This window comes from Ketobacter sp. MCCC 1A13808 (assembly GCF_009746715.1).
Taxonomy (GTDB): Bacteria; Pseudomonadota; Gammaproteobacteria; order Pseudomonadales; family Ketobacteraceae; genus Ketobacter.
On the sequence record NZ_VRKW01000009.1, the window covers coordinates 149,113 to 169,978 of the forward strand.

Genomic DNA, 20,866 nt, shown 5'->3' on the forward strand with positions numbered 1-20,866 from the left:
GGTTTTAATGGCCAAAACAAGGTCGTCAGCCGTGTTATTATCTTTGCCACCCGTTGCTCTAATAAAGCCCACCCAGAGAGAGAGGTGCCCATTCCATGCAGGCATTCACCTTCAGCACCACCAAAACCATTATAAATGAACCTGGCAGCGCCAAGCGGCTGGGCGAGCTGTGCCAACAATACAGCGCAAAATCCGTTCTTATCGTCACCGACCCGGGCATCATAAAAGTCGGCTTACTGGACACAGTGCTGCCCAGCTTTGAAAGCGCCGATGTTCAAGTCTCCCTGTTCACGGAAGTCGAGCCTGACCCGTCCGATACCACTGTTCTTAGTGCCGTCAAGAGTGCAAAAGACAACGCAGCAGACCTGGTGATCGGCTTTGGCGGCGGCAGCTCTATGGACGTTGCCAAGCTGGTCGCGATCTTGTCTCACCCCGGGTGTACGCAGACGTTGCCGGATATGTACGGCGTCGGCAATGCCAAAGAACCTCGCCTGCCCCTGATTCAGGTGCCCACTACAGCAGGCACCGGTTCCGAGGTGACGCCTATTGCCATCGTAACCACCGGGGAAACCACAAAAGCCGGCGTCGTTTCCCCGGTATTACAACCCGATATCGCCTTGCTCGATGCAGAGCTGACCCTGGGTCTGCCGCCACAGGTCACTGCCGCCACCGGCGTCGATGCCATGGTGCATGCGATTGAAGCGTACACCAGCGTGCATAAAAAGAACCCGATCTCGGACATGCTGGCGCTGCAGGCACTGAAGCTACTGTCGCGCAATTTGCTGACCGTGGTTGAGGATGGCAAAAATGTCGAAGCCCGCGCCAATATGCTGCTAGGTGCACTGCTGGCCGGACAAGCGTTTGCAAACGCACCGGTTGCTGCCGTACACGCCCTGGCCTACCCCTTGGGTGGCCATTTCCACATTCCCCACGGACTAAGCAATTCATTAGTATTGCCCCATGTGATGCGATTTAATGCATCGGAAGCATCCGTTCATTATGCCGAATTAGCGCCTATCATCATGGGCGATCAATTTCAGGCGGGGCCGCACGATGAAGTCACTGACCGTTTAATTCAGCATATTGAATCCCTCATCAAGACGGTCGCATTGCCCAACCGCTTACGGGATTGCAATGTACCGCAAGACTTTATCGGTCGCCTGGCCTCAGATGCTATGTTGCAGCAACGCTTACTGGTGAATAATCCGAAACAGGTAACCGAGCAGGATGCACTGGCTATCTATCAAGCTGCATTCTGATTCATAATTCACCCTTTTTTCATTTTGTTGACCTAAATCATGACTGAGCATAAACCGATTTCCCGCAGCGACTATAAAATCTTCTATCCCATCAGTACACGCTGGATGGATAACGATATTTATGGTCACGTGAACAACGTGACTTACTACTCTTATTTTGACTCCGCAGTGAATCAATACCTGATTGAACGGGGCGGCCTGGATATACATAACGCACCGGTAGTGGGTTATGTGGTAAATTCCAGTTGTAACTATTTATCCGGAATCGCTTATCCCGAAAAAATAGAGGCAGGACTACGGGTGATTAAGCTGGGCAACAGCTCCGTCACATATGGGGTCGGGATTTTTCGTGAGGGCGAAGAAAGCGCTTGTGCATTCGGAGATTTTATACATGTTTTTGTCAACCGTGCTGAGAACCGATCGGTGCCAATCCCTGACCAGATTCGAAGTGCGCTGCAAGAGCTACTGATTACGCAATAGGAATTGATCATGTTAAAACAAGAGTATCCTTATTATCTGGCTAATGAAGCGGTCTATGCTAACCAGGATCTGAAAGTGTACGACAAATTCAGCGGCGAACTGGCGACGGCCGTACCGCTGGCCTCACCGGACGTATTGGATCAGGCCATCGCTGCCGCCTGCGATGCAGCAGAGCCCATGCGAAAGATGGCAATGTACGAACGACAGGCGGTACTGGAACACTGTGTAACCCGTTTCCGGGAACGTTTTGATGAGCTGGCTTACGCTCTGTGTGTCGAAGCGGGCAAACCAATCAATGATGCCAAAGGTGAAGTCACCCGCTTAATTGACACCTTTAAAATCGCAGCAGAAGAAGTGTCCCGCCAATACGGTGAAACCATTCCCCTGGACATCAGTGCCCGGGCCAAGGGCTACAGCGGCATGACTAAACGAGTGCCGATCGGACCCTGCGCCTTTATCAGCCCGTTTAATTTCCCGCTCAACCTGGCAGCTCACAAAGTTGCACCGGCGATTGCGGCCGGTTGCCCGTTTGTTCTGAAGCCCGCAAGTTTGACGCCTATCGGTGCCATTCTGATTGGTGAAATTCTTGCCGAAACCGACTTACCGAAAGGCGCGTTTTCGATTCTGCCCTGTCGTCGTGACAGTGCTGATATGCTGACCGAAGACGACCGTCTGAAATTACTGAGCTTCACCGGATCACCGGATGTGGGCTGGGCACTAAAAGCCCGTGCCGGTAAAAAACCGGTCATTCTGGAACTGGGTGGCAATGCGGCGTGTGTCGTCGACAAAGACTGGGATATTGACGATGCGGTGGCCCGAATTATTTTTGGTGCCTTTTATCAATCCGGACAGAGCTGCATCGGCGTTCAACGCATTTATATTCATGCGGATGTGTATGACACCTTCAAAGAAAAGCTGGTAGCAAAAGCAAAAGCATTAAAAAGCGGTGACCCGAAAGACCCGCAAACCTTCATCGGCCCGATGATCAGCGAGGGTGAAGCGTCCCGCTTACACGGTTGGATCAACGAAGCGATCGCCGATGGTGCCACGTTATTATGTGGTGGTGATTGTGAAGGCAACATGCTGCAAGCGACCCTGCTTGAAAATGTCAATTCAACGCAGAAAGTCTGTGCCGAAGAAGCGTTCGGACCGGTTGCGGTGTTGGAAAAATTCGATGATTTCGACAACGTCATCAAGTCCATTAATGACAGCAAATTCGGTTTGCAGGCAGGTGTCTTTACCAAAGACATTTACCATGCACACAAAGCCTGGGACGAATTGGAAGTGGGTGGAGTCGTAATCGGTGATATTCCCTCCTGGCGAGTTGATCACATGCCTTATGGTGGCGTGAAAGACAGCGGTCTCGGTCGCGAAGGTATTCGCTGGGCAATGCACGATATGACGGAATTGCGTTTGATGGTGCTACGAAACCCGAACCCCTAACGCTGCTGCGCTTGGCTATATAAGCTCGGCAATATAAAAGGGCATCGTGACCCAACCGTCACGATGCCCTTTTATCTCCCTCATTTTATTTTTCGCTGATTACTGCCGCTTTTTCGCAACACGCTGTTTCCGGCTGTTTAGTTGACGGTAAAACCGTTACTAACTATTACTTAAAGATCTTTGCCCGCGTACCTGACCGAAAGCTTATCCCGCGCCCGATGTAAGGGGCTAAAACGATTCTGAGGCCAATCCAGATGTTATTTCACTTGTCACCCCATCGGCTGATCTCCATTACGCTTTTTTGTATTCTTGTCACAGCTTGCAAAGACGACACTAGTGGTGCGGCGGGCCAAGCGCAGATGCCACCCCCTGAAGTGCTAGTGGAAGAGGTCGTGGCAAAGCGCATTGTCGTTAAAACCGAACTGCCTGGCCGTGTGCAGGCATTGCGAACCGCCGAGGTGCGTGCGCGGGTTGAAGGCATCATACAGGAACGACTATTCACTGAGGGCAGTGAAGTGAAAGCCGGCACCAAATTATTCCAGATCGATCCCGCCACGTTACAAGCCGATCTGGATGCCGCCAAAGCCAATCTGGCGCGGGCAGAAGCGGATCAGACACAAGCAAAATTAAAAGAAAGACGGTTTCGCGATTTGTTGAAGAAAAAAGCCGTCAGCCAGCAACAGTTCGATGAAGCCTACGCCCTGTTAAAACAAGCGGAAGCCGATGTCGCCGGTACCAAAGCAGCCATGGCCCGCGCCAAAATAGACCTGGAGTACGCCACGGTGAAAGCTCCAATTACCGGTCGCATCGGACGAGCCCTCGTCACTGAAGGCGCGTTGGTCGGAAAAAGCGAAGCCACGCATCTGGCCACGATTGAACAACTGGATCCGCTCTATGTGAACTTTACGCAGTCCAGCACTCAAATTTTACGTTTCCGGCAATCGGAAGCCGGCCAGGAAATGATGCAGAAAGACCCGACCGTATCGGTGTTGCTGGAAACCGGCACACTTTACAGCCATACGGGTAAATTATTGTTCTCTGAAATGACGGTGGATCCCAGCACCGGTGAGATTCTGATTCGTGCCGAGGTGCCCAATCCCGAACGCATGCTGCTGCCGGGCATGTTTGTTCGCGTCATCCTGGCTCAGGCAGAATACAAACATGCCCTCACCATACCGCAGAAAGCGTTGGTGCGTTCGGTAAAAGGCGATATGGTGATGTCGGTATTACCGGATGGCAAGGTGGTGCCTCTCCCCGTCATTACCGGCATCGCACAAGACGATCGCTGGATCATCCGTAGCGGATTAAAAGGGGGTGAACTGATTATTATCGAAGGCCTGCAAAAAGCGCAGCCCGGTGCCACAGTCAGAACCGTTACCGCAGAAAGCGAAGCACAACCCGATGCAGCGGCCCTTCCAGGAGAATAATCATGGCGCGATTTTTTATCGACCGGCCGCGTTTTGCCTGTGTTATTGCGCTCATTATCCTGTTGGGTGGCGTGTTGTCCATCGGCAACCTGCCAGTGGCGCAGTATCCGAACATTGCGCCGCCTTCAATCAAGGTTTCCGCTAGTTACCCCGGCGCTTCGGCACAAACCCTGGAAGAAACCGTCACCGCGGTCATCGAACAAGAGATGAATGGCATTGAGGGTCTGCAATCCATCAGCTCGGACAGCAGTGCCAGCGGTTCAGCCAATATCACCATCACCTTCGCCTCCGGCACCGATACCAATATTGCACAGGTAGAAGTGAACAACCGGGTCAAACGGGTAGAAGCGCGCTTACCGGAGCAAGTGCGGCGCCAGGGCTTGCGAGTGGATAAGGCCACCCGCAATTACATGATGATTATTACCCTCAGCTCCAACGACGGTAGCATGGATGCCATCGCGCTGGGCAACTACGTGAACAACCACATCATTGACGAAATCCGGCGCGTGAAAGGGGTCGGCGAAGCAGAAGTGTTCGGCACTCAGTACGCCATGCGCATCTGGCTGGACCCGATTAAATTGACCGCTTTTTCCCTTACGCCCGGCGACGTTGTCAGTGCGGTGCAAACTCAAAACGTGCAGGTTGCAGCGGGCGAACTGGGCGGTCTGCCCTCCAACGTCGGACAAATGCTGAACGCCACCGTGGTCACAGACAGCCGGCTGAGCACGGTTAAGGACTTTGAAAATGTCCTGTTAAAAGTCAACGCCACCGGTTCCAGCGTGCGCCTGGGCGATGTAGCACGGGTTGAACTCGGCGGTGAAAGCTATGCCTCCTCCGCCTTCGCCAACGGCCAGCCGGCCGCCGCGATGGGCATCAAGCTATCGCCCACCGGCAATGCCGTCGAAACCAACGCCCTGATCGTTGAACGCATGCAACAGTTAGCACAATTTTTTCCCGCGGGAATGGTATGGGACAGTCCTTATGACACTACCGCCTTCGTACGTATTTCCATCACCGAAGTGATTCACACCCTGCTGGAAGCGGTGTTTCTGGTGTTTCTGGTTATGCTGCTATTCCTGCAAAATCTGCGCGCCACGCTGATACCCACTATTGTGGTGCCGGTGGCCTTGATGGGGGCGTTTATCGGCCTGAATTTATTCGGTTTCTCCATCAACGTGCTGACGCTGTTCGGGCTGGTACTGGGCATTGGTATTCTGGTGGACGATGCCATCGTGGTGGTGGAAAACGTAGAACGCATCATGCGCGAGGAACGGTTATCCCCACTCGAAGCGACCCGCAAGGCCATGCGCCAGATCACCGGGGCTATCGTCGGTATCACCACCGTATTGGTGGCTGTTTTCATTCCCATGGCCTTTTTCTCGGGCTCTGTGGGGGCGATCTACCGTCAATTTTCCCTGGCACTGATCACCTCAATTTTGTTTTCTGCATTTCTCGCTCTGAGCCTGACACCAGCGCTCTGTGCTACCTTGCTCAAACCCCATGGTGAGGATCACAAAGGCTTCTTTGGCTGGTTCAACCGGATGTTTGATCATTCCAATAACGGCTATCAGAAAGGCGTGTCCTACATGGTGAAGCGGATTGGCCGCTTTATGCTGATCTATCTGATTATAGTGGGGGGTGTCACCTTCTTCGCGTTCCGCTTACCCACATCCTTTTTGCCGCAAGAAGATCAGGGCTATTTTATTACCATCGTACAGCTGCCTTCCGGTGCCACCCAGGAACGAACCATCAAGGTTCTGCGCACCATGGAAAATTATTATCTGAAGAACGATCCCAATGTCGAAAAGATTGTGTCCATCGCCGGTTTTAGCTTTTTCGGCACCGGGCAAAATGCCGGAATCGCCTTCGTACGACTGAAAGACTGGAGCGAACGCAAGCGACCGGACCAGCACGTGGAAGCCGTTATCGGCCGCGCCTGGGGCGCCTTGTCCAGCGTACGCGATGCGGTCATTTTCCCGCTTAACCCCCCTTCCATACCGGAACTGGGCACCGCCACCGGCTTCGAGTTCCAGCTCAAAGAAATTGGCGGGCAGGGCCACGCTGCGCTGACCGACGCCCGCAACATGTTGCTGGGTATGGCCATGCAGGAGAAAAAACTGATTGGGGTGCGTCCGGAAGGCATGGAAGACACCTCACAGTTACGCGTCGATGTCGACCGCGAAAAAGCCGGAGCACTGGGGATTTCCATCAACGAAATCAATACCACCCTGGGCATAGCTCTTGGCTCTAGCTACATCAACGATTTTGTAAATAAAGGACAAGTCCAGAAAGTCATTGTACAGGCAGACGCCTATGGCCGTATGCTGCCGGAAAACATCATGCAGCTCAGGGTGCGCAACAACGAAGGCAACATGGTGCCCTTTTCGGCCTTTGCCGATGCGGAGTGGATCATGGGTTCGCCGCGGTTAACCCGCTACAATGGCTCACCCTCCATGAAAATCGGCGGACAGGCTGCAGCGGGAGTGAGTTCCGGCGAAGCGATGGACGTAATGGCGCGACTGGCGAGTAAGTTACCGACCGGTTTCACCTACGAATGGTCCGGGCAATCCTATGAAGAGATTGTCTCCGAAGCTCAGGCTCCGGCACTGTTCATGTTGTCGTTACTGGTGGTCTTTTTGTGTCTGGCTGCATTATATGAAAGCTGGTCCATACCGGTCGGGGTCATCCTGGCCGTTCCCCTCGGGGTGTTGGGCTGTTTGGCCGCAGTGTATATCAGAGGCATGCCCAACGATGTTTTTTTCAAAATCGGTCTGATCACCATCATCGGACTGGCAGCAAAAAACGCCATTCTGATCATTGAGTTCGCAAAAGATGAAGAATTGCGCGGTGTCGATATGATGACCGCCACCATCGACGCCTGCCGCATGCGCCTGCGCCCGATCCTGATGACCTCGCTGGCGTTCACCTTTGGCGTCGTACCCCTGGCAATCAGTTCCGGTGCCGGAGCAGCCAGCAGGCAAGCCATCGGTACCGGCGTCGTCGGTGGCATGATTGCCGCCACCTTTCTGGCTATCTTGTTTGTGCCGGTTTTCTATATTGCGGTTCGCAAATGGATGATGCGATCAAAACCCATTCCGCGACATTAAAATCAGCACCTAAACCGGTTTTGAATAAGCACGCTCACAGCAGGGAATCACAACTATCATTAGCGAATCACGCTTATATCCTGTAGTCTGCAGCGCCGCCATTCAGTCTGTTTGTATCACTTCCGCAGGAATCGAGACGAGTTTATGAGTTTTACCACCCTGGGTTTATCCGCCCCCATTTTGCAAGCCGTTGCCGAACAAGGCTATTCAGAGCCTTCGCCGATCCAAGCTCAGGCCATACCCGCCGTGCTGGAAGGTCGTGACGTGATGGCTGCAGCCCAGACCGGTACCGGTAAGACCGCCGGCTTTACCCTGCCGATATTGGAAATCCTCGCACGCGGGGAACGCGCCAAGCCCAATCAGGCCAGAGCACTGATACTGACACCCACCCGCGAATTGGCCGCCCAGGTCGGCGCCAGTGTTGCCACCTATGGTGAATATTTACCGCTGCGCTCAGCGGTTGTGTTCGGGGGAGTCAAGATCAATCCGCAAATGATGAAACTGCGCAATGGCGTGGATATCCTGGTGGCCACGCCTGGGCGCCTACTCGATTTGTATCAACAAAATGCTGTGCGATTCAATCACTTGGAAGTACTGGTGCTGGACGAAGCTGACCGCATGCTGGATATGGGCTTTATCCACGATATCCGCAAGATCATCAACTATCTGCCAAAACAACGCCAGAACCTGATGTTCTCTGCCACTTTCTCCAACGATATCCGCCAATTAGCCAAAGGCATTGTTAATAACCCTGCGGAAATTTCGGTCAGCCCCGCCAACACGACTGCAAACTCCGTGGAGCAGTGGGTATACCCTACCGATAAAAAGAAAAAAGCAGGCCTATTAGCAGAACTGACCCGCAAAAACGGATGGGATCAGGTGCTGGTATTCACCAAAACCAAACGTGGCGCAAACCAACTGACCACCTTTCTGGAATCCGAAGGTATCACCGCCCTGGCGATTCATGGCAACAAGAGCCAGGGCGCCCGTACCAAAGCACTGGCGAATTTTAAAGACGGTAAAGTCCGTGTTCTGGTGGCTACGGATATCGCTGCCCGCGGACTGGATATCGACCAATTGCCTCAGGTAGTCAATTTTGAATTACCCAACGTACCGGAAGACTACGTTCATCGCATAGGCCGTACCGGGCGCGCCGGGGCGACCGGGCACGCTATTTCATTGGTGTGCGCCGACGAAGCTGACCTGTTATTTGATATTGAGCGACTAATCAAGCGCAATCTGGACCGCAAATTGGTGGAGGGCTTTGAACCGGTGCGCGACATTGGCGAATCCCGCCCGTTGCGCCCCCATGGCCGCAGCAACAAACCGAAAAAGCCAAAAAAGCCGAGACCGACGGAAAGGCTGGCGGAACAAGGCAACTCTCGTGCGCCTAAAAATTCCGGCACAGCAGAACAGAAGAACAACCGACATAACCAGCGCCGCAAGGCTAGTGGTAACAGTACTGGCGGTGCTGCCGCCGACGGCACTGGCAAACCGTTTAGCAAACGGGGCAAACCCTCAGCAAAGCCAGGCAACAAACCGCCTGCAAAACCCAACAACAGTAGGAAACCCGCTTCCACTATCAAAGCAGGCCCCTATGCCAATCTGAAAAAATGACCCTAACGCAGTTGGCGCACTTTAAACGAACGGCCCTTTAATTTTCCTTCGCTGATTTTTTTCAGGGCCGCTTTCACCACGCTGCGATGCACGGCGACATAAGCACGCTGATCGAAGATCTGTATTTTCCCCACTTGCTTGCCATCTATCCCCTGCTCTCCGGTCAGCGCACCCAGAATATCGCCGGGGCGGATTTTTTGCTTTTTTCCACCGTCGATCTGCAACGTTGCCATTACGGACGTTTTTATGGGCTGATCCAGCAAGCTCAGCGACGGCAGCGCTTTAATAATCAGCTCCTGATCCAGAAAATGCGCTAAGCGTTCCACCCGATGCGCTTCTTTTTCACTGAACAGAGTACACGCCAATCCGGTGCTTCCGGCCCGCCCGGTGCGACCGATACGATGCACATGCACTTCTGTTTCACGGGCAATATCGTAATTGAGAACCATGGACACATCGTCAATATCCAGGCCCCGTGCCGCCACATCCGTTGCCACTAACACCACAGCACTTTTATTGGCAAATCGAACCAGAGTTTGATCACGGTGTTTTTGTTCCAGGTCACCATGCAAAGCCGCAACACTATAGCCGTAGGCATTAAGTTCGTCGGCTACCGACTGCGTATCCGCTTTGGTGTTACAGAACACCACCGCGGACTCCGGCTCATGCTGCTGCAATATCAGACGCAACGCCGTCATGCGTTGCTCATCGCTTTCCAGGCGATAAAAAATCTGCCGAATACTGGCATCGTCGTGAGTGGACTCCACTTTTATCCGCACCGGATTCACCAGGATCCGCTTCGCCATAGATTCAATCTGCTTGGGAAAGGTAGCACTGAATAGCAATGTCTGCCGCTCACCTTCCATATAGTCCACAATGGCATCCACTGCCGGTTGAAACCCCATATCCAGCATGCGGTCAGCTTCATCCAGCACAAAGGTATTCACATCCTCCAGGTTCAACGTGGCTTTGCGCAAATGCTCTTCGATGCGACCGGGAGTACCGACCACGATATGCGCTCCATGCTCCAGAGAGCCGATCTGAGGACCTATCGGCATACCGCCGCAAAGGGTCAAAACTTTAATGTTATGAATGGTGCGCGCCAGCTTACGAATTTCATTCGCCACCTGATCTGCAAGCTCTCGCGTCGGGCACAGCACCAAGGCCTGCACCCGGAAGCGTTTTACGTTCAGCCGTTCCAACAGCCCCAGGCTGAACGCTGCGGTTTTGCCCGAGCCGGTCTTGCCCTGGGCAATCACATCCTGGTTGTTCAAAATCGGCGGCAGGCTTTGCGCCTGAATCGCAGTCATGGCGGTATACCCGAGTGAAGTCAGGTTCTCTAACAATTCGGGTTTTAATTTTAATGACGAAAAAGCGCCCTGGCTCAAAAGAGTAGCCCTCTTGGTATTATTGCTGCGGGAATACGTGGTATCGGATGTAGTGACAATAGAGGGAAGGATAAAGAGGTGCGTGTCGATATACAATGATAAGTTGTAGCGGGCACCATGGGCAATAGCGGTTAGAGCCCAATAGTCAGGTTGGAAAGAATGAGAACAAGTCAGGCCTAATAGCAACCGGTCCTAACCGGTTTCAGATTTGCAATTCTTTTTCATGCTCTGCAATAAACTGCAAAAAATCCTCTTTTGGCATTGGCTTGGCAAAGTAAAAGCCCTGAATATAATCGCAATCCATTTTCTTCAGTGCTTCGTATTGCTCCCGCGTTTCAACACCCTCAGCTACTACGGATATTTCCAGCGTTTTCGCCATCTGGATTATAACTTTTACCAAGGTATCGGCTTGACCGGATACACCCATTTCGGAAATAAAGCTTTTGTCGATCTTTAAACTTTCAACCGGGTACTTGCGCAAATAATTAATGGCTGAATAGCCAGTACCAAAATCATCGATCGAGAAATTCAATTGCTCCTGTTTCAAAGCGTTGAAGTTTCTGGATTTGATATTGTTATCGGACATTAACAACGATTCGGTAATTTCCAACGTGATCTTTTCAGCGGGGATCCCCGATTGAATTCGGGATTGAATGAATTGTTCAGTGTGGGGGATTGAATTAAATTCCAGAGGTGAACGGTTCAGCGAAAAATTAATATCATAGCCATTGGAATTTAATGTGTGGTAACAGGCGAACACCTGTTTTGATAGCCAACTGCCTAACTCAAGAATCAAACCGGATTGCTCTGCAACAGGAATAAACTCACCCGGCGAAATAAACCCTCTGTCTGGGGATATCCAGCGACACAACGCCTCACAACGAGTAAAGCGCTGCAACGCAACATCCAGGATAGGCTGGTAATACACTTGAAAATGCCCTTCCGCCAACCCCGTGCGCATAGCACTGGTCAGTTCCATATACTTATCCGCTTCATTTCGCATGGAGCTATTAAAAAAGTACATGGTATTCCGGCCGGATTTTTTACTTTCATGCATGGCGCGGTCGGCATGCTTAATCAGGGTTTCACCATCACTACCGTCTTGCGGATACACCGCTACACCCAAGCTGCAAGTGATGGATACTTCCTGGTCCATAATGGAGAAAGGGGCACTTAAACTGGTTGAAATATCCCGCGCACGCTCTTCTATCTCGGAGGTATTGTAAATGCCTCGAAAAACAGCCACAAATTCGTCACTCCCCAAGCGACTCAATAAATCGTAATCACGCACTGATAACCTTAAGCGATCGGAAACGTCTATTAATAAGCGATCTCCGACCGCCTGGCTAAGACTGACATTGACTTCTTTAAAATGGTCCAGGTTAACTAACAAAACGGTAAAACCGACACCGTTGCGTTGCGCTTCACTCACTAATTGGTTCAAGCTGATATTGAACTGGTAACGGCTGGGGAGTTGTGTCAACGGATCAATGGCAGACAGGGATTTCAGGTGCTTTAAGTAGGCTTTACGCTGCAGAAAATTTTGCCGCAAGACATAAACCAGATAAGCGAAAGACACACTGATCAGGATTGCTGCGATCAGCAACAGCATTTTTTTCATTACCGGCAGGCTCCACCCGCCCCGAGGCTTGATCGAAAGCTGCCAGGTGCCGCCGGGTACATCAATTTTATGCAACTGAACCTGTTCCTTAAAAAGCGCTTCGTCCCCCAGAAACGTCGCCCCGTTCGACCCCGTACCGCCCTTACCCCGGATTGCAACCAGATGTGACCGCTTCAAATTATTCAATCCTGCATCCTTTAACAGCTCATCGTACTTGATCACCAGCCCGATCAAGCCCCAGGGCTCTCCCCTTTCGCGATAAACGGGAAAACGGGCTATCAGCTGCTCCTTATTATTCTGGACCAGCGGCACCGGCCCCGCCAAGGTGATAGTCTTCGTTTGCAGCGCCCTCAGGGCGGTTACTCGTTGAACCGGGTGGGTCATATAATTGAACCCGATAACGGCTTCATTTCCGCGTAACGGATGAACCGACCTCACGACAAGATCCGGTGCCAGAGCTACGTGACGGATATTGAGGTCGCCGTCAATCAACCGGGCGGCTAACGCATCCAGTTCTTCCTGGTTGAGGTCTCCCAGGGCTTCTATATGCACTTTGAAACCCCGGCCCACAGCCACATTCGCCTCCAGACGGCCCTCTAACTTGGTCACAAAGGCATTCGCAAGATATTGAGTTTCCTGGAAAATTTCCTTTTCACGTTCTTCGATCAAGTATTGAGCCAACATCAGGGAGGGAATCAACACCACGAACAACGTAACCAGCGCACCAAACCAAGGTGTTTTATAGCTGGCTAGCGCTTTACGTTCAGCGGATTGACGTTGGACTTCCATGGATATGAAATACCTGGCTCAGTATCTGCGTTAAATTGTTCCAAGCCGATCACGGCTGGATAGACGTAAACTTTGCAGAAGTTTGCGGATGGTACTAATAACTATAGTGTGTGAAATACCCAAGACAAGGCAGTTGCGCCGAAAGTCTATTCAAATTAAGGGGTAACGCAGGCGCGGCGAAATAGCTCGCACCTGCGCGAATCCAGCTATATTACAATTGGGCGACCGCCCCCACCTTCAACAGCTCATCAATCTCAGCCACCGTGAAACCGGCAGCCTGCAATGTTGAACGGGTATCCGTGCCCGGGGCTTGAGCCGGACGGGGCGTTTCACTGGGGGTGCGAGAGAATCGCGGGGTCGGCGCAGGCTGCGTTACCTGGTTCACCGTCACAAAACTATTGCGGGCCTGGTTGTGGGGATGATGCGGTGCTTCCTCCAGATCCAAAACCGGCGCAAAGCAAACATCGCTGCCTTCCATGATTTCACACCACTCATCCCGGGTACGACCTTTAAAAATGGCTTCTATTTTCTGCTTTTGCTCCGGCCATTGCGCCGGATTCATTTGCATCCCAAAGTCCTCTTCCGGCAGCCCGGCTTTTTCTTTCAGCAACGCGTAAAATTGCGGCTCAATGGAACCGATAGAAATGTATTTTCCGTCTTGGGTTTGATACACATCATAGAAATGGGCGCCACTATCCAACATATGGGTACCACGCTCGCTGGTAAACATACCCTGACCCTTCAAACCGTAAAACATCGCCATCAGAGCCGCTGACCCTTCATGCATCGCGCTATCGATCACTTGCCCCTGACCGGATTTTTGTGCTTCCAGCAGAGCGCAAACTAAGCCAAAAGCCATCATCATACCGCCACCGCCGAAATCGCCGAACAGATTCAATGGAGGCAGTGGTTTTTCGCCACGCCGCCCGACCGCGTGCAACGCGCCGGAAATGGAAATATAGTTAATATCGTGCCCGGCACTGGACGCTAACGGTCCGTCCTGTCCCCAGCCGGTCATACGGCCGTAAACCAGTTTCGGGTTGCGTTGCTGGCAGTGTTCCGGGCCAACCCCCAACCGTTCCGCTACGCCGGGGCGATAGCCCTCGAAAATCGCGTCCGCGTTTTCGCACAGCTTAAGTACGGTTTCAACGCCGTCGGGATGTTTTAAATTCACCGCAATACTTTTACGGTTGCGGAACAAAATGTCGTGCCCAACCGACGAAGAAGGATTTCCTCCCAGTCGGTCGACACGGATGACCTCGGCCCCCATATCCGCCAACATCATTCCACAAAAAGGCCCGGGGCCTATGCCTGCTAACTCTATAATCCTGAATCCGCTTAAGGGTCCCATGAAAATTCCTCTGTCGTTTACGAAAATAATACAATCACTATTTTTATAATAATTTCGATGTGTTAGCCCCGTACCAAGGGTGAAACGGCCATAATTATGAGGGTTTGCTCACAAGAAACAAGTACACAATTTAGACGGCTGTATTACCATATCAGCGCATTGGTTATGCGGGCTTTTTCACATCCTCAAACTACTTAACCCGTATAATCCGGCAGCCGCGCACCTCAAAAAACAGGCACATGAAGACAATGTGCATATTTGAAAGAATCCCCTACCGGGCGTGGCCGTTCGATATAGGTTAAGCAGATGAATCAAAGTCCATTAACGCATGAACACTATTCAAATACCCAGTTTTTCTCCTGCCTTGATGGCCTGCGCGCGTTTTCCATTCTCGCAGTCATCTGGGTTCATACCGGAGTCAACGAGACAGGATGGCATATCCTGACACGCGGGCAGATCGGCGTTGACCTCTTCTTTGCCATTAGTGGTTTTCTGATAACCACCCTGCTTATTCGCGAAAAAAACAAATACGGTTTCATCTCCATGAAAGGGTTTTACCTACGCCGCGCCCTTCGTATTTTCCCCATTTATTACACCGTAATCGCGATTTACACCCTGATGGTGTTGCTGCTTGAAAATAACACCGACAAAGGAAATCAATTCTTTTCCAATCTACCTTACTTTCTGACCTACACATCGAACCTGTTTGTTGAAAATTCCGGTGCTGTTATTTTTTATTTTGCATGGAGCCTAGCAGCCGAAGAGCAGTTTTACATGATCTGGCCCAGTGTTGAACGTTTCTTATCGGGGTTCCGTCCTGTTTATATCGTGTTATTGATACTGGGTTTACAAGGCGTTACCTATCTTTTCATCGCCCAGGACCCCGAACTGAGCGAGCTTCTATGGATAAAAATACTGATTTGTATCCCCCCGCCCATTCTGGGCGGCGTTGCCCTGGCCCACTTGCTGCATAATAAAGCGAGCTTTGAATTGCTGCGCCCGATACTAGGCCTAAAGTGGGCGTCGTTGATTTATTTTACTTTATTTTTAGCAGCACTCGAATTCGCAATGCCAAGGCTAGGCGTCTGGATCATTATGCTATTCATGGTGGGGTCCATCGTTATTAACGAAAATAACAGCATGGGCGGGATCTTACGCTGGCGCCCGCTGGCCTATGTCGGCACCATCAGCTACGGCATGTATCTGATGCACATGCTTGCCTATAACGTTACCTATCGCTTACTGCATTTTGCCAATATCGACAACGAGTGGGCTCGATATCCTGTTTCCGTATCACTGACCATCCTCGCTGCTGCCATCAGTTTTCACTTTTATGAAACGAAATTTCTAAAATTGAAATCCCGATTTTCCAGAACAGAAACCAAAAAAAATATTGAAGATTCCATGGTTCAGCCAAGCTGATGGCACGACTGGTTTTTTCACCGCCCTATTTGGCCTATTAACATTGCCATTGCATAGCGTCGGATTTCAATAACAATACAATTCAAAAAGCAGATGAAAAAATTAGACGCATTCGATATTTAAATTCCGAAAAATTGGTTCCAATCCTGGTGCTAAACCATTTGTGCCATCGGAGCTCTTCCGATGGTGTCCATAGGCACAACGTAGTTAACAGGAATTACCATGGAATACGTTTTTTCTAACACAAGGAAACAGATCGGGAAAAAAGCGCTTCGCTTAATCAGCATTGCTTTACTGGCATTAGGATTTCTATCCAACGCATACAGTTTTAATATGGGAACCGGCGGTGGCGGCTCGGGTTCGGATAGCCTGAATAATACAGGCCCCAACGGTAACGGTGTACTGACCTTACCTGGCGATATTGCAACCGCTAACAAAAAGTATCCGGTTATGATTTGGGGCCCCGGCATCGGCACCACCCCCTCGCTTTACAGCAGTATTACTCGTCAATTCGCAGCCAATGGCATGATTGTCTTTTCACAAACGTCATCCGGCAATGGCTCTGAAATGAAAGCCGCATTGGATTGGTTGTTTGAGCAGAACAAAAACCCATCAAGCCCCGTGTACCAAAAAATCGACACCAGTAAAGTGGGCGTTGGCGGTCATTCCCTTGGTGGTATGTCCAGTTTTTCAGCCTCAGCCGACCCACGGGTAAAAACGGCGATTCTGGCAGCCGGTGGCTCCTTCTTTCCCGGCGGACGCAGAGGATTATCCAAGCCCACCCTGTTGATCGGTGGCACCGCCGATTTTGCTACCAGCGCCATGCATGGTGATTACCAGTTGGCCAGCGGGCCGGCGTTTATGACCGTTCTCAATGGCGCAGGTCACACCAATGTTCCGTTCCAGGCAACTGACATGATGACCTCCTGGTTACGCTGGCAGTTGCTGGGTGAGACCGGCCTTCGAAGCGAGTTTCTGGCTGCAAATTGCAAATATTGCGGTCAGGGATACGATTCCAAATCTAAAAACTGGTAACCGCTGACTTGGTCTGAGCACGGTGTTGCTATTGCGGTGCTCAGATCAGTCATCCCGCACTCCCCCCCTGGGCCACGGGCTTCCATCAATCCCGTGTCAACACAAAAAAGAACGGTTTGGTGGCGTCCTTCAGGTCCATCACTCCCAATACCTTGTCATTGCTGATCTTGCGGAAGACATCGTTAATGGGGAGCTGGTCATACACCATGGTGGCACTAACTGCACCCCGATATTCAGTCATACGCAAACGCTACGCTTACCGGCTCCAGCTCATCGAAAAAAGCCATGGCCTGATCGGTGGTCAAACGCTCCTGTTTCAACAGTTCATCGAACTTAAGCGCGCAGTTCATGTCACATTCCTATGATTGGATTAGTTATGAACGTGCAAAATTACCAGGAAGACAAACAAAAAACAGTGACCAAAATAGTCGCAAACAGATAACAGTCCGGTCAACGTTGAAAGTTTTGAGCTATTTAAGCCATTAATTTATACGATTATGAATAAATAAATGAATTCGTATACTGACCATCATGTGTAAAACACTGCAAAAACCGAAACCCACAAAAGGAGGAGTAATCTCATGAGTTCTATCGACATAGGCATCAAGGAGTCCGATCGGGTCGCCACAGCAGACGCACTGAAGGAGCTATTGGCAGACAGCTATACGCTTTACTTACAAACACACAATTTTCACTGGAACGTTACCGGCCCTCAATTCCGCGAGCTGCATTTGATGTTCGAGGAACACTACCAGGAGCTGGCTGTGGCGGTGGATGATATCGCCGAGCGCATCCGCACATTGGGGGTGAGCGCACCCGGCACCTACAAAGAGTTCGCACAACTCTCCAGTATCCAGGAAACCGACGACATCCCCTCGGGCAGCGAGATGGTGGACATCCTGAATAAGGGCCACGAACAGGTTGTAAAAACCTGCCGAAAGGTACTGAAAATTGCACAGGATTCCGACGATGAATCGTCTGCTTCTTTGGCATCAGACCGCATGAGAATTCATGAGAAGACGGCCTGGATGCTAAGAGCCATGAATCAATAGTCCATTTTCTTAATCAACACACAGGTAATGTTTCGATACCTGCACCAGCGGGGACCGTCAATTCGGTCCCCGCTTTTAATTTGCAAATTCCACCCCGCTGCTCTGAACTTGCCTCTCATCTCTATCACAATCATACTGGCCGCTGAAAGACATACAGGGACGTCGCCGCATGGTTTTATGGCTATTATTTAACTTCGTTTTTCTGGTATTGGCTGCTACCGGTATTCACCAATTTCGTAAATATCTGATTTCACGAGACATCAGTTTCAAAGAAAAACACCTTTTCGACGGCACTTTTTATCAGGTTGGCGAAACTGACATTATTGTTCATGAAGCCCATGATGCAAACGCAGTAACGGTCATTTGCTTCCCGGGATTCCTGGAGAACCAGCAATATTTTACGCAACTTTACCAAGGCCTGGATATCACCTTTATCGCGCTTAATAACGCAGACTACCATTCCGGATATTACAGTCATAACCCCATTATTCCTGAATGGGGAAAGCAAAATCCCTACCCGGTCGGGACCATCGAACACGATGCCTATCTGCTGTGTGAAGTGATTGAAAATATCGCGGGCAATCAGAAGATTTTGCTGCACGGGCACTCTCGTGGCGGGGCGGTGATTCTGGAAGCCGGTCACCAAAAACCCGAATTGACCGCCGGGGCTACCGCCCTACTGGAGGCGCCGGTTCTGCCAAAAGCGACTGCATCCCCAATTTTGGAACGCTTTGCACAAATCGGCGGGCTCTATTTCTTCCCTATTTACATGGAATTTCTGCGGGTTATTCCCGCTAAATATTGGCTATCGGAAATAACCAATTACCCGCTGACGCCCCGCAAAAGGGAAATCATATCGGCGTCATTTAAACTACCTAAGCATGGCAGCACCGCGATTAAAAATATGGTCAATATCCGCGAGTGGCAACTCAATACGGATTACGATGTGTACGATCATTTTACGGAAATCCGCGTCGTCATTGCTGAGCGGGACTCCGTATTGAATCGCTCCGCCATGCTGCGCAGTGCATCCAAAGGGGAAAAAGTGAAAATCATACATACGGAAGGCACCAACCATTTCATCAGCGTGGAACAGCCCGACACGATTCTCAAAGCAAGTGGTTTGATTCCACCGGTCGACACCCGCGCTTGAATTTTGCCTGATTGCTATGCGCAAGATTGCTATATTATAAACGCGCTCTATATTGTTGTTGGACCCGACTGCGTTACACACTTAAATATCTGACAGGGAAAAAACACTATGATGGATACCCGTATAGCCCTTCCAAGCTGTTCTTTTTTAAGTTGTTCCTTTCTGTTAGTCACCTGTATCAGCACGGCTCAGGCCGCCAGTTACGACCACCGCGACCGCGCTGGCTCCACCGACATCGCCCTGCGTCTGAATTATCTTGAAGAAGAATCCTACTCCGGACCGGAGGGCACCAAAATCGAAGTTCAGGATGAAATGGGGTTTGGTTTCGGCGCTATGTATAACGTGGACGCGCATTGGGCTTTCGGTGGCAGTTTCGATGGCAGCAGCTCGGATTATCGTGCGACCGCCATACCCGACAGCGATCCTTCTTTTGTTTATTTTAATCAACTTGATTCATACAGCATAAATTTCGACGCTATTTATTATTTTCTGGATAACCACATCACGCCGTACGTTACTGCGTCCATCGGCTGGACTGAAATAGACTCCAATATTCCAACCGGGCCTGGATACCCGGTGTGCTGGTGGGATTGGTGGGGCTACTACTGCGACTACCACACGCCTAGCAAAGAAGAAGGCGGATTTAACTATAAAGCCGGAGTAGGACTACGCTGGGATATCAGCCGTAACTTTGCCGTTCGAGGCTCCTACAGCTATAGCGAAGTGGATATTGATGTGGCAGGCAACAACCCCAGTAATTCCATTTGGCGGCTGGAATTCGTCGCGCCCATGTAAAGTGAAAACAGGGAGCGCTAACGCGCTCCTGCCAGCACCTTCAAAAAATCATCCGGCTCCGGGCGGATGCGGTAATTTGCTGTTTGGTCTGCGTAAAGAATTTTTCGATTTGCATCGGTGATAATCACCGTCGGCAAAACCGTATCGCTATCGTAGCCCAACCACTCTAAACCCGCTGGCAACCCCGATAGGGCTTCGATGTTGAGTTGCTTCGCTACCCGTAAATTGTTATCTATCAGAAAATGCATCGGCACGTCGAAGCGTTTCGCCAACGCGGCTGTATTTTTGTGGGACTGCGGACTGATCATCATTAATTGAACGCCCTTTTCCGCCAAGGTTTGATAGCTTGCAGCGATTTCCTTTATTTGAGCCATACACAAAGGGCACCAGTTACCGCGATAAAACATCAACAACAACGGGCCCGACAAATCCGCGATGGATACGCTGCTACCGTCCGCTGCCTCAAATTCCAGAACCGGTAACGTAGCGCCCACTTCCAGATGAGAGACCTTACGTTCGGCAAAGCGTGAATACCACAGAATATATGTCAGACCACCACCCAGGCCAACGCACACCGCCCAAAACCATTGCTCAATGTCTGCGGTACGCTCCATACCGACGCCCCCCGCCATTGCCACCATTGAAATGACCGGTGCGATCCACATCACCGCGGATTTTTTACCGGTACGTGCCACATTGCCCAAAAACACCCACACAAAAAACAAAACAGCCGGTAACAAAGCCAACACCACCCAGCTCCAGCCCGGTTCACTTATGCTCATCCAGATAGCGCGCGCCGAACCCAATGTAATCAAGGTGAGATAAGCTGATATAAAAAGTGATTTTAAGCGATTCATACGACGGGTCTCCCGGACCGGATTCAGACTCTTACCGGCTTTGATGATCCGCAGGCCAGATTATTACAGC

16 protein-coding genes are annotated in these 20,866 nt (G+C 51.0%); 11 read left to right on the top strand and 5 right to left on the bottom strand.

What is annotated here, in order from left to right:
• Positions 1 to 95 precede the first annotated feature (95 nt).
• The 6 genes from FT643_RS16430 to FT643_RS16455 all read left to right on the top strand — a co-directional run bounded on the left by FT643_RS16430 (position 96) and on the right by FT643_RS16455 (position 9,333).
• A complete protein-coding gene (locus tag FT643_RS16430; RefSeq protein WP_156872506.1) occupies positions 96 to 1,259 on the top strand; it encodes an iron-containing alcohol dehydrogenase in 1,164 nt (387 codons plus the stop codon).
• A 39-nt stretch (positions 1,260 to 1,298) separates the two neighbouring features.
• Positions 1,299 to 1,739, top strand: coding sequence for an acyl-CoA thioesterase (locus FT643_RS16435; RefSeq protein WP_156872507.1), 441 nt, complete (start codon positions 1,299 to 1,301; stop codon positions 1,737 to 1,739).
• A gap of 9 nt (positions 1,740 to 1,748) precedes the next feature.
• On the top strand, positions 1,749 to 3,182 hold the full coding sequence (locus tag FT643_RS16440; RefSeq protein WP_156872508.1) for an aldehyde dehydrogenase family protein: 1,434 nt from the start codon (positions 1,749 to 1,751) through the stop codon (positions 3,180 to 3,182).
• Positions 3,183 to 3,541: 359 nt separating this feature from the next.
• Complete coding sequence (locus tag FT643_RS16445) at positions 3,542 to 4,609, top strand: efflux RND transporter periplasmic adaptor subunit (protein WP_156872509.1); 1,068 nt, start codon at positions 3,542 to 3,544, stop codon at positions 4,607 to 4,609.
• 2 nt (positions 4,610 to 4,611) lie between these two features.
• Positions 4,612 to 7,716: an efflux RND transporter permease subunit gene (locus FT643_RS16450; protein ID WP_156872510.1), complete on the top strand. Its 3,105-nt coding sequence runs from the start codon at positions 4,612 to 4,614 to the stop codon at positions 7,714 to 7,716.
• Positions 7,717 to 7,860: 144 nt separating this feature from the next.
• A complete protein-coding gene (locus FT643_RS16455) occupies positions 7,861 to 9,333 on the top strand; it encodes a DEAD/DEAH box helicase (RefSeq protein ID WP_156872511.1) in 1,473 nt (490 codons plus the stop codon).
• Positions 9,334 to 9,335: 2 nt separating this feature from the next.
• Here FT643_RS16455 and dbpA read toward each other — a convergent pair whose 3' ends face one another.
• The 3 genes from dbpA to FT643_RS16470 form a co-directional block, all read right to left on the bottom strand.
• The gene (gene dbpA, locus FT643_RS16460; RefSeq protein ID WP_156872512.1) at positions 9,336 to 10,721 is read right to left on the bottom strand and encodes an ATP-dependent RNA helicase DbpA; all 1,386 of its coding nucleotides are present in this window, start codon (positions 10,719 to 10,721) and stop codon (positions 9,336 to 9,338) included.
• Positions 10,722 to 10,923: 202 nt separating this feature from the next.
• Positions 10,924 to 13,131: a putative bifunctional diguanylate cyclase/phosphodiesterase gene (locus FT643_RS16465; RefSeq protein WP_156872513.1), complete on the bottom strand. Its 2,208-nt coding sequence runs from the start codon at positions 13,129 to 13,131 to the stop codon at positions 10,924 to 10,926.
• 211 nt (positions 13,132 to 13,342) lie between these two features.
• Positions 13,343 to 14,482 (bottom strand): CaiB/BaiF CoA transferase family protein, encoded by a 1,140-nt coding sequence (locus FT643_RS16470; protein WP_156872514.1) that lies wholly within the window; start codon positions 14,480 to 14,482, stop codon positions 13,343 to 13,345.
• A gap of 306 nt (positions 14,483 to 14,788) precedes the next feature.
• On the opposite strand from FT643_RS16470, the gene FT643_RS16475 reads away from it, so the two are divergent.
• Both FT643_RS16475 and FT643_RS16480 read left to right on the top strand, forming a co-directional pair.
• The gene (locus FT643_RS16475; protein ID WP_156872515.1) at positions 14,789 to 15,904 is read left to right on the top strand and encodes an acyltransferase family protein; all 1,116 of its coding nucleotides are present in this window, start codon (positions 14,789 to 14,791) and stop codon (positions 15,902 to 15,904) included.
• 222 nt (positions 15,905 to 16,126) lie between these two features.
• Complete coding sequence (locus FT643_RS16480; RefSeq protein ID WP_156872516.1) at positions 16,127 to 16,939, top strand: poly(ethylene terephthalate) hydrolase family protein; 813 nt, start codon at positions 16,127 to 16,129, stop codon at positions 16,937 to 16,939.
• Between the two features lie 85 nt (positions 16,940 to 17,024).
• Here FT643_RS16480 and FT643_RS16485 read toward each other — a convergent pair whose 3' ends face one another.
• Entirely contained in the window at positions 17,025 to 17,180 is a 156-nt protein-coding gene (locus tag FT643_RS16485) for a DUF4334 domain-containing protein (RefSeq protein ID WP_156872517.1), read from the bottom strand.
• Positions 17,181 to 17,520: 340 nt separating this feature from the next.
• Here FT643_RS16485 and FT643_RS16490 point away from each other — a divergent pair, with 340 nt between their 5' ends.
• The 3 genes from FT643_RS16490 to FT643_RS16500 all read left to right on the top strand — a co-directional run bounded on the left by FT643_RS16490 (position 17,521) and on the right by FT643_RS16500 (position 19,939).
• Positions 17,521 to 17,991, top strand: a complete 471-nt coding sequence (locus FT643_RS16490) for a Dps family protein (protein WP_156872518.1) — start codon at positions 17,521 to 17,523, stop codon at positions 17,989 to 17,991.
• 169 nt (positions 17,992 to 18,160) lie between these two features.
• Positions 18,161 to 19,144 carry an alpha/beta hydrolase gene (locus FT643_RS16495; protein WP_156872519.1) on the top strand — a complete coding sequence of 328 codons (984 nt, stop codon included), beginning with the start codon at positions 18,161 to 18,163 and terminating at the stop codon, positions 19,142 to 19,144.
• Between the two features lie 108 nt (positions 19,145 to 19,252).
• Complete coding sequence (locus FT643_RS16500; RefSeq protein ID WP_156872520.1) at positions 19,253 to 19,939, top strand: outer membrane beta-barrel protein; 687 nt, start codon at positions 19,253 to 19,255, stop codon at positions 19,937 to 19,939.
• A 17-nt stretch (positions 19,940 to 19,956) separates the two neighbouring features.
• Here the strand turns inward: FT643_RS16500 and FT643_RS16505 are convergent, their stop codons facing one another.
• Entirely contained in the window at positions 19,957 to 20,796 is an 840-nt protein-coding gene (locus tag FT643_RS16505; protein WP_156872521.1) for a peroxiredoxin family protein, read from the bottom strand.
• Positions 20,797 to 20,866 lie beyond the last annotated feature (70 nt).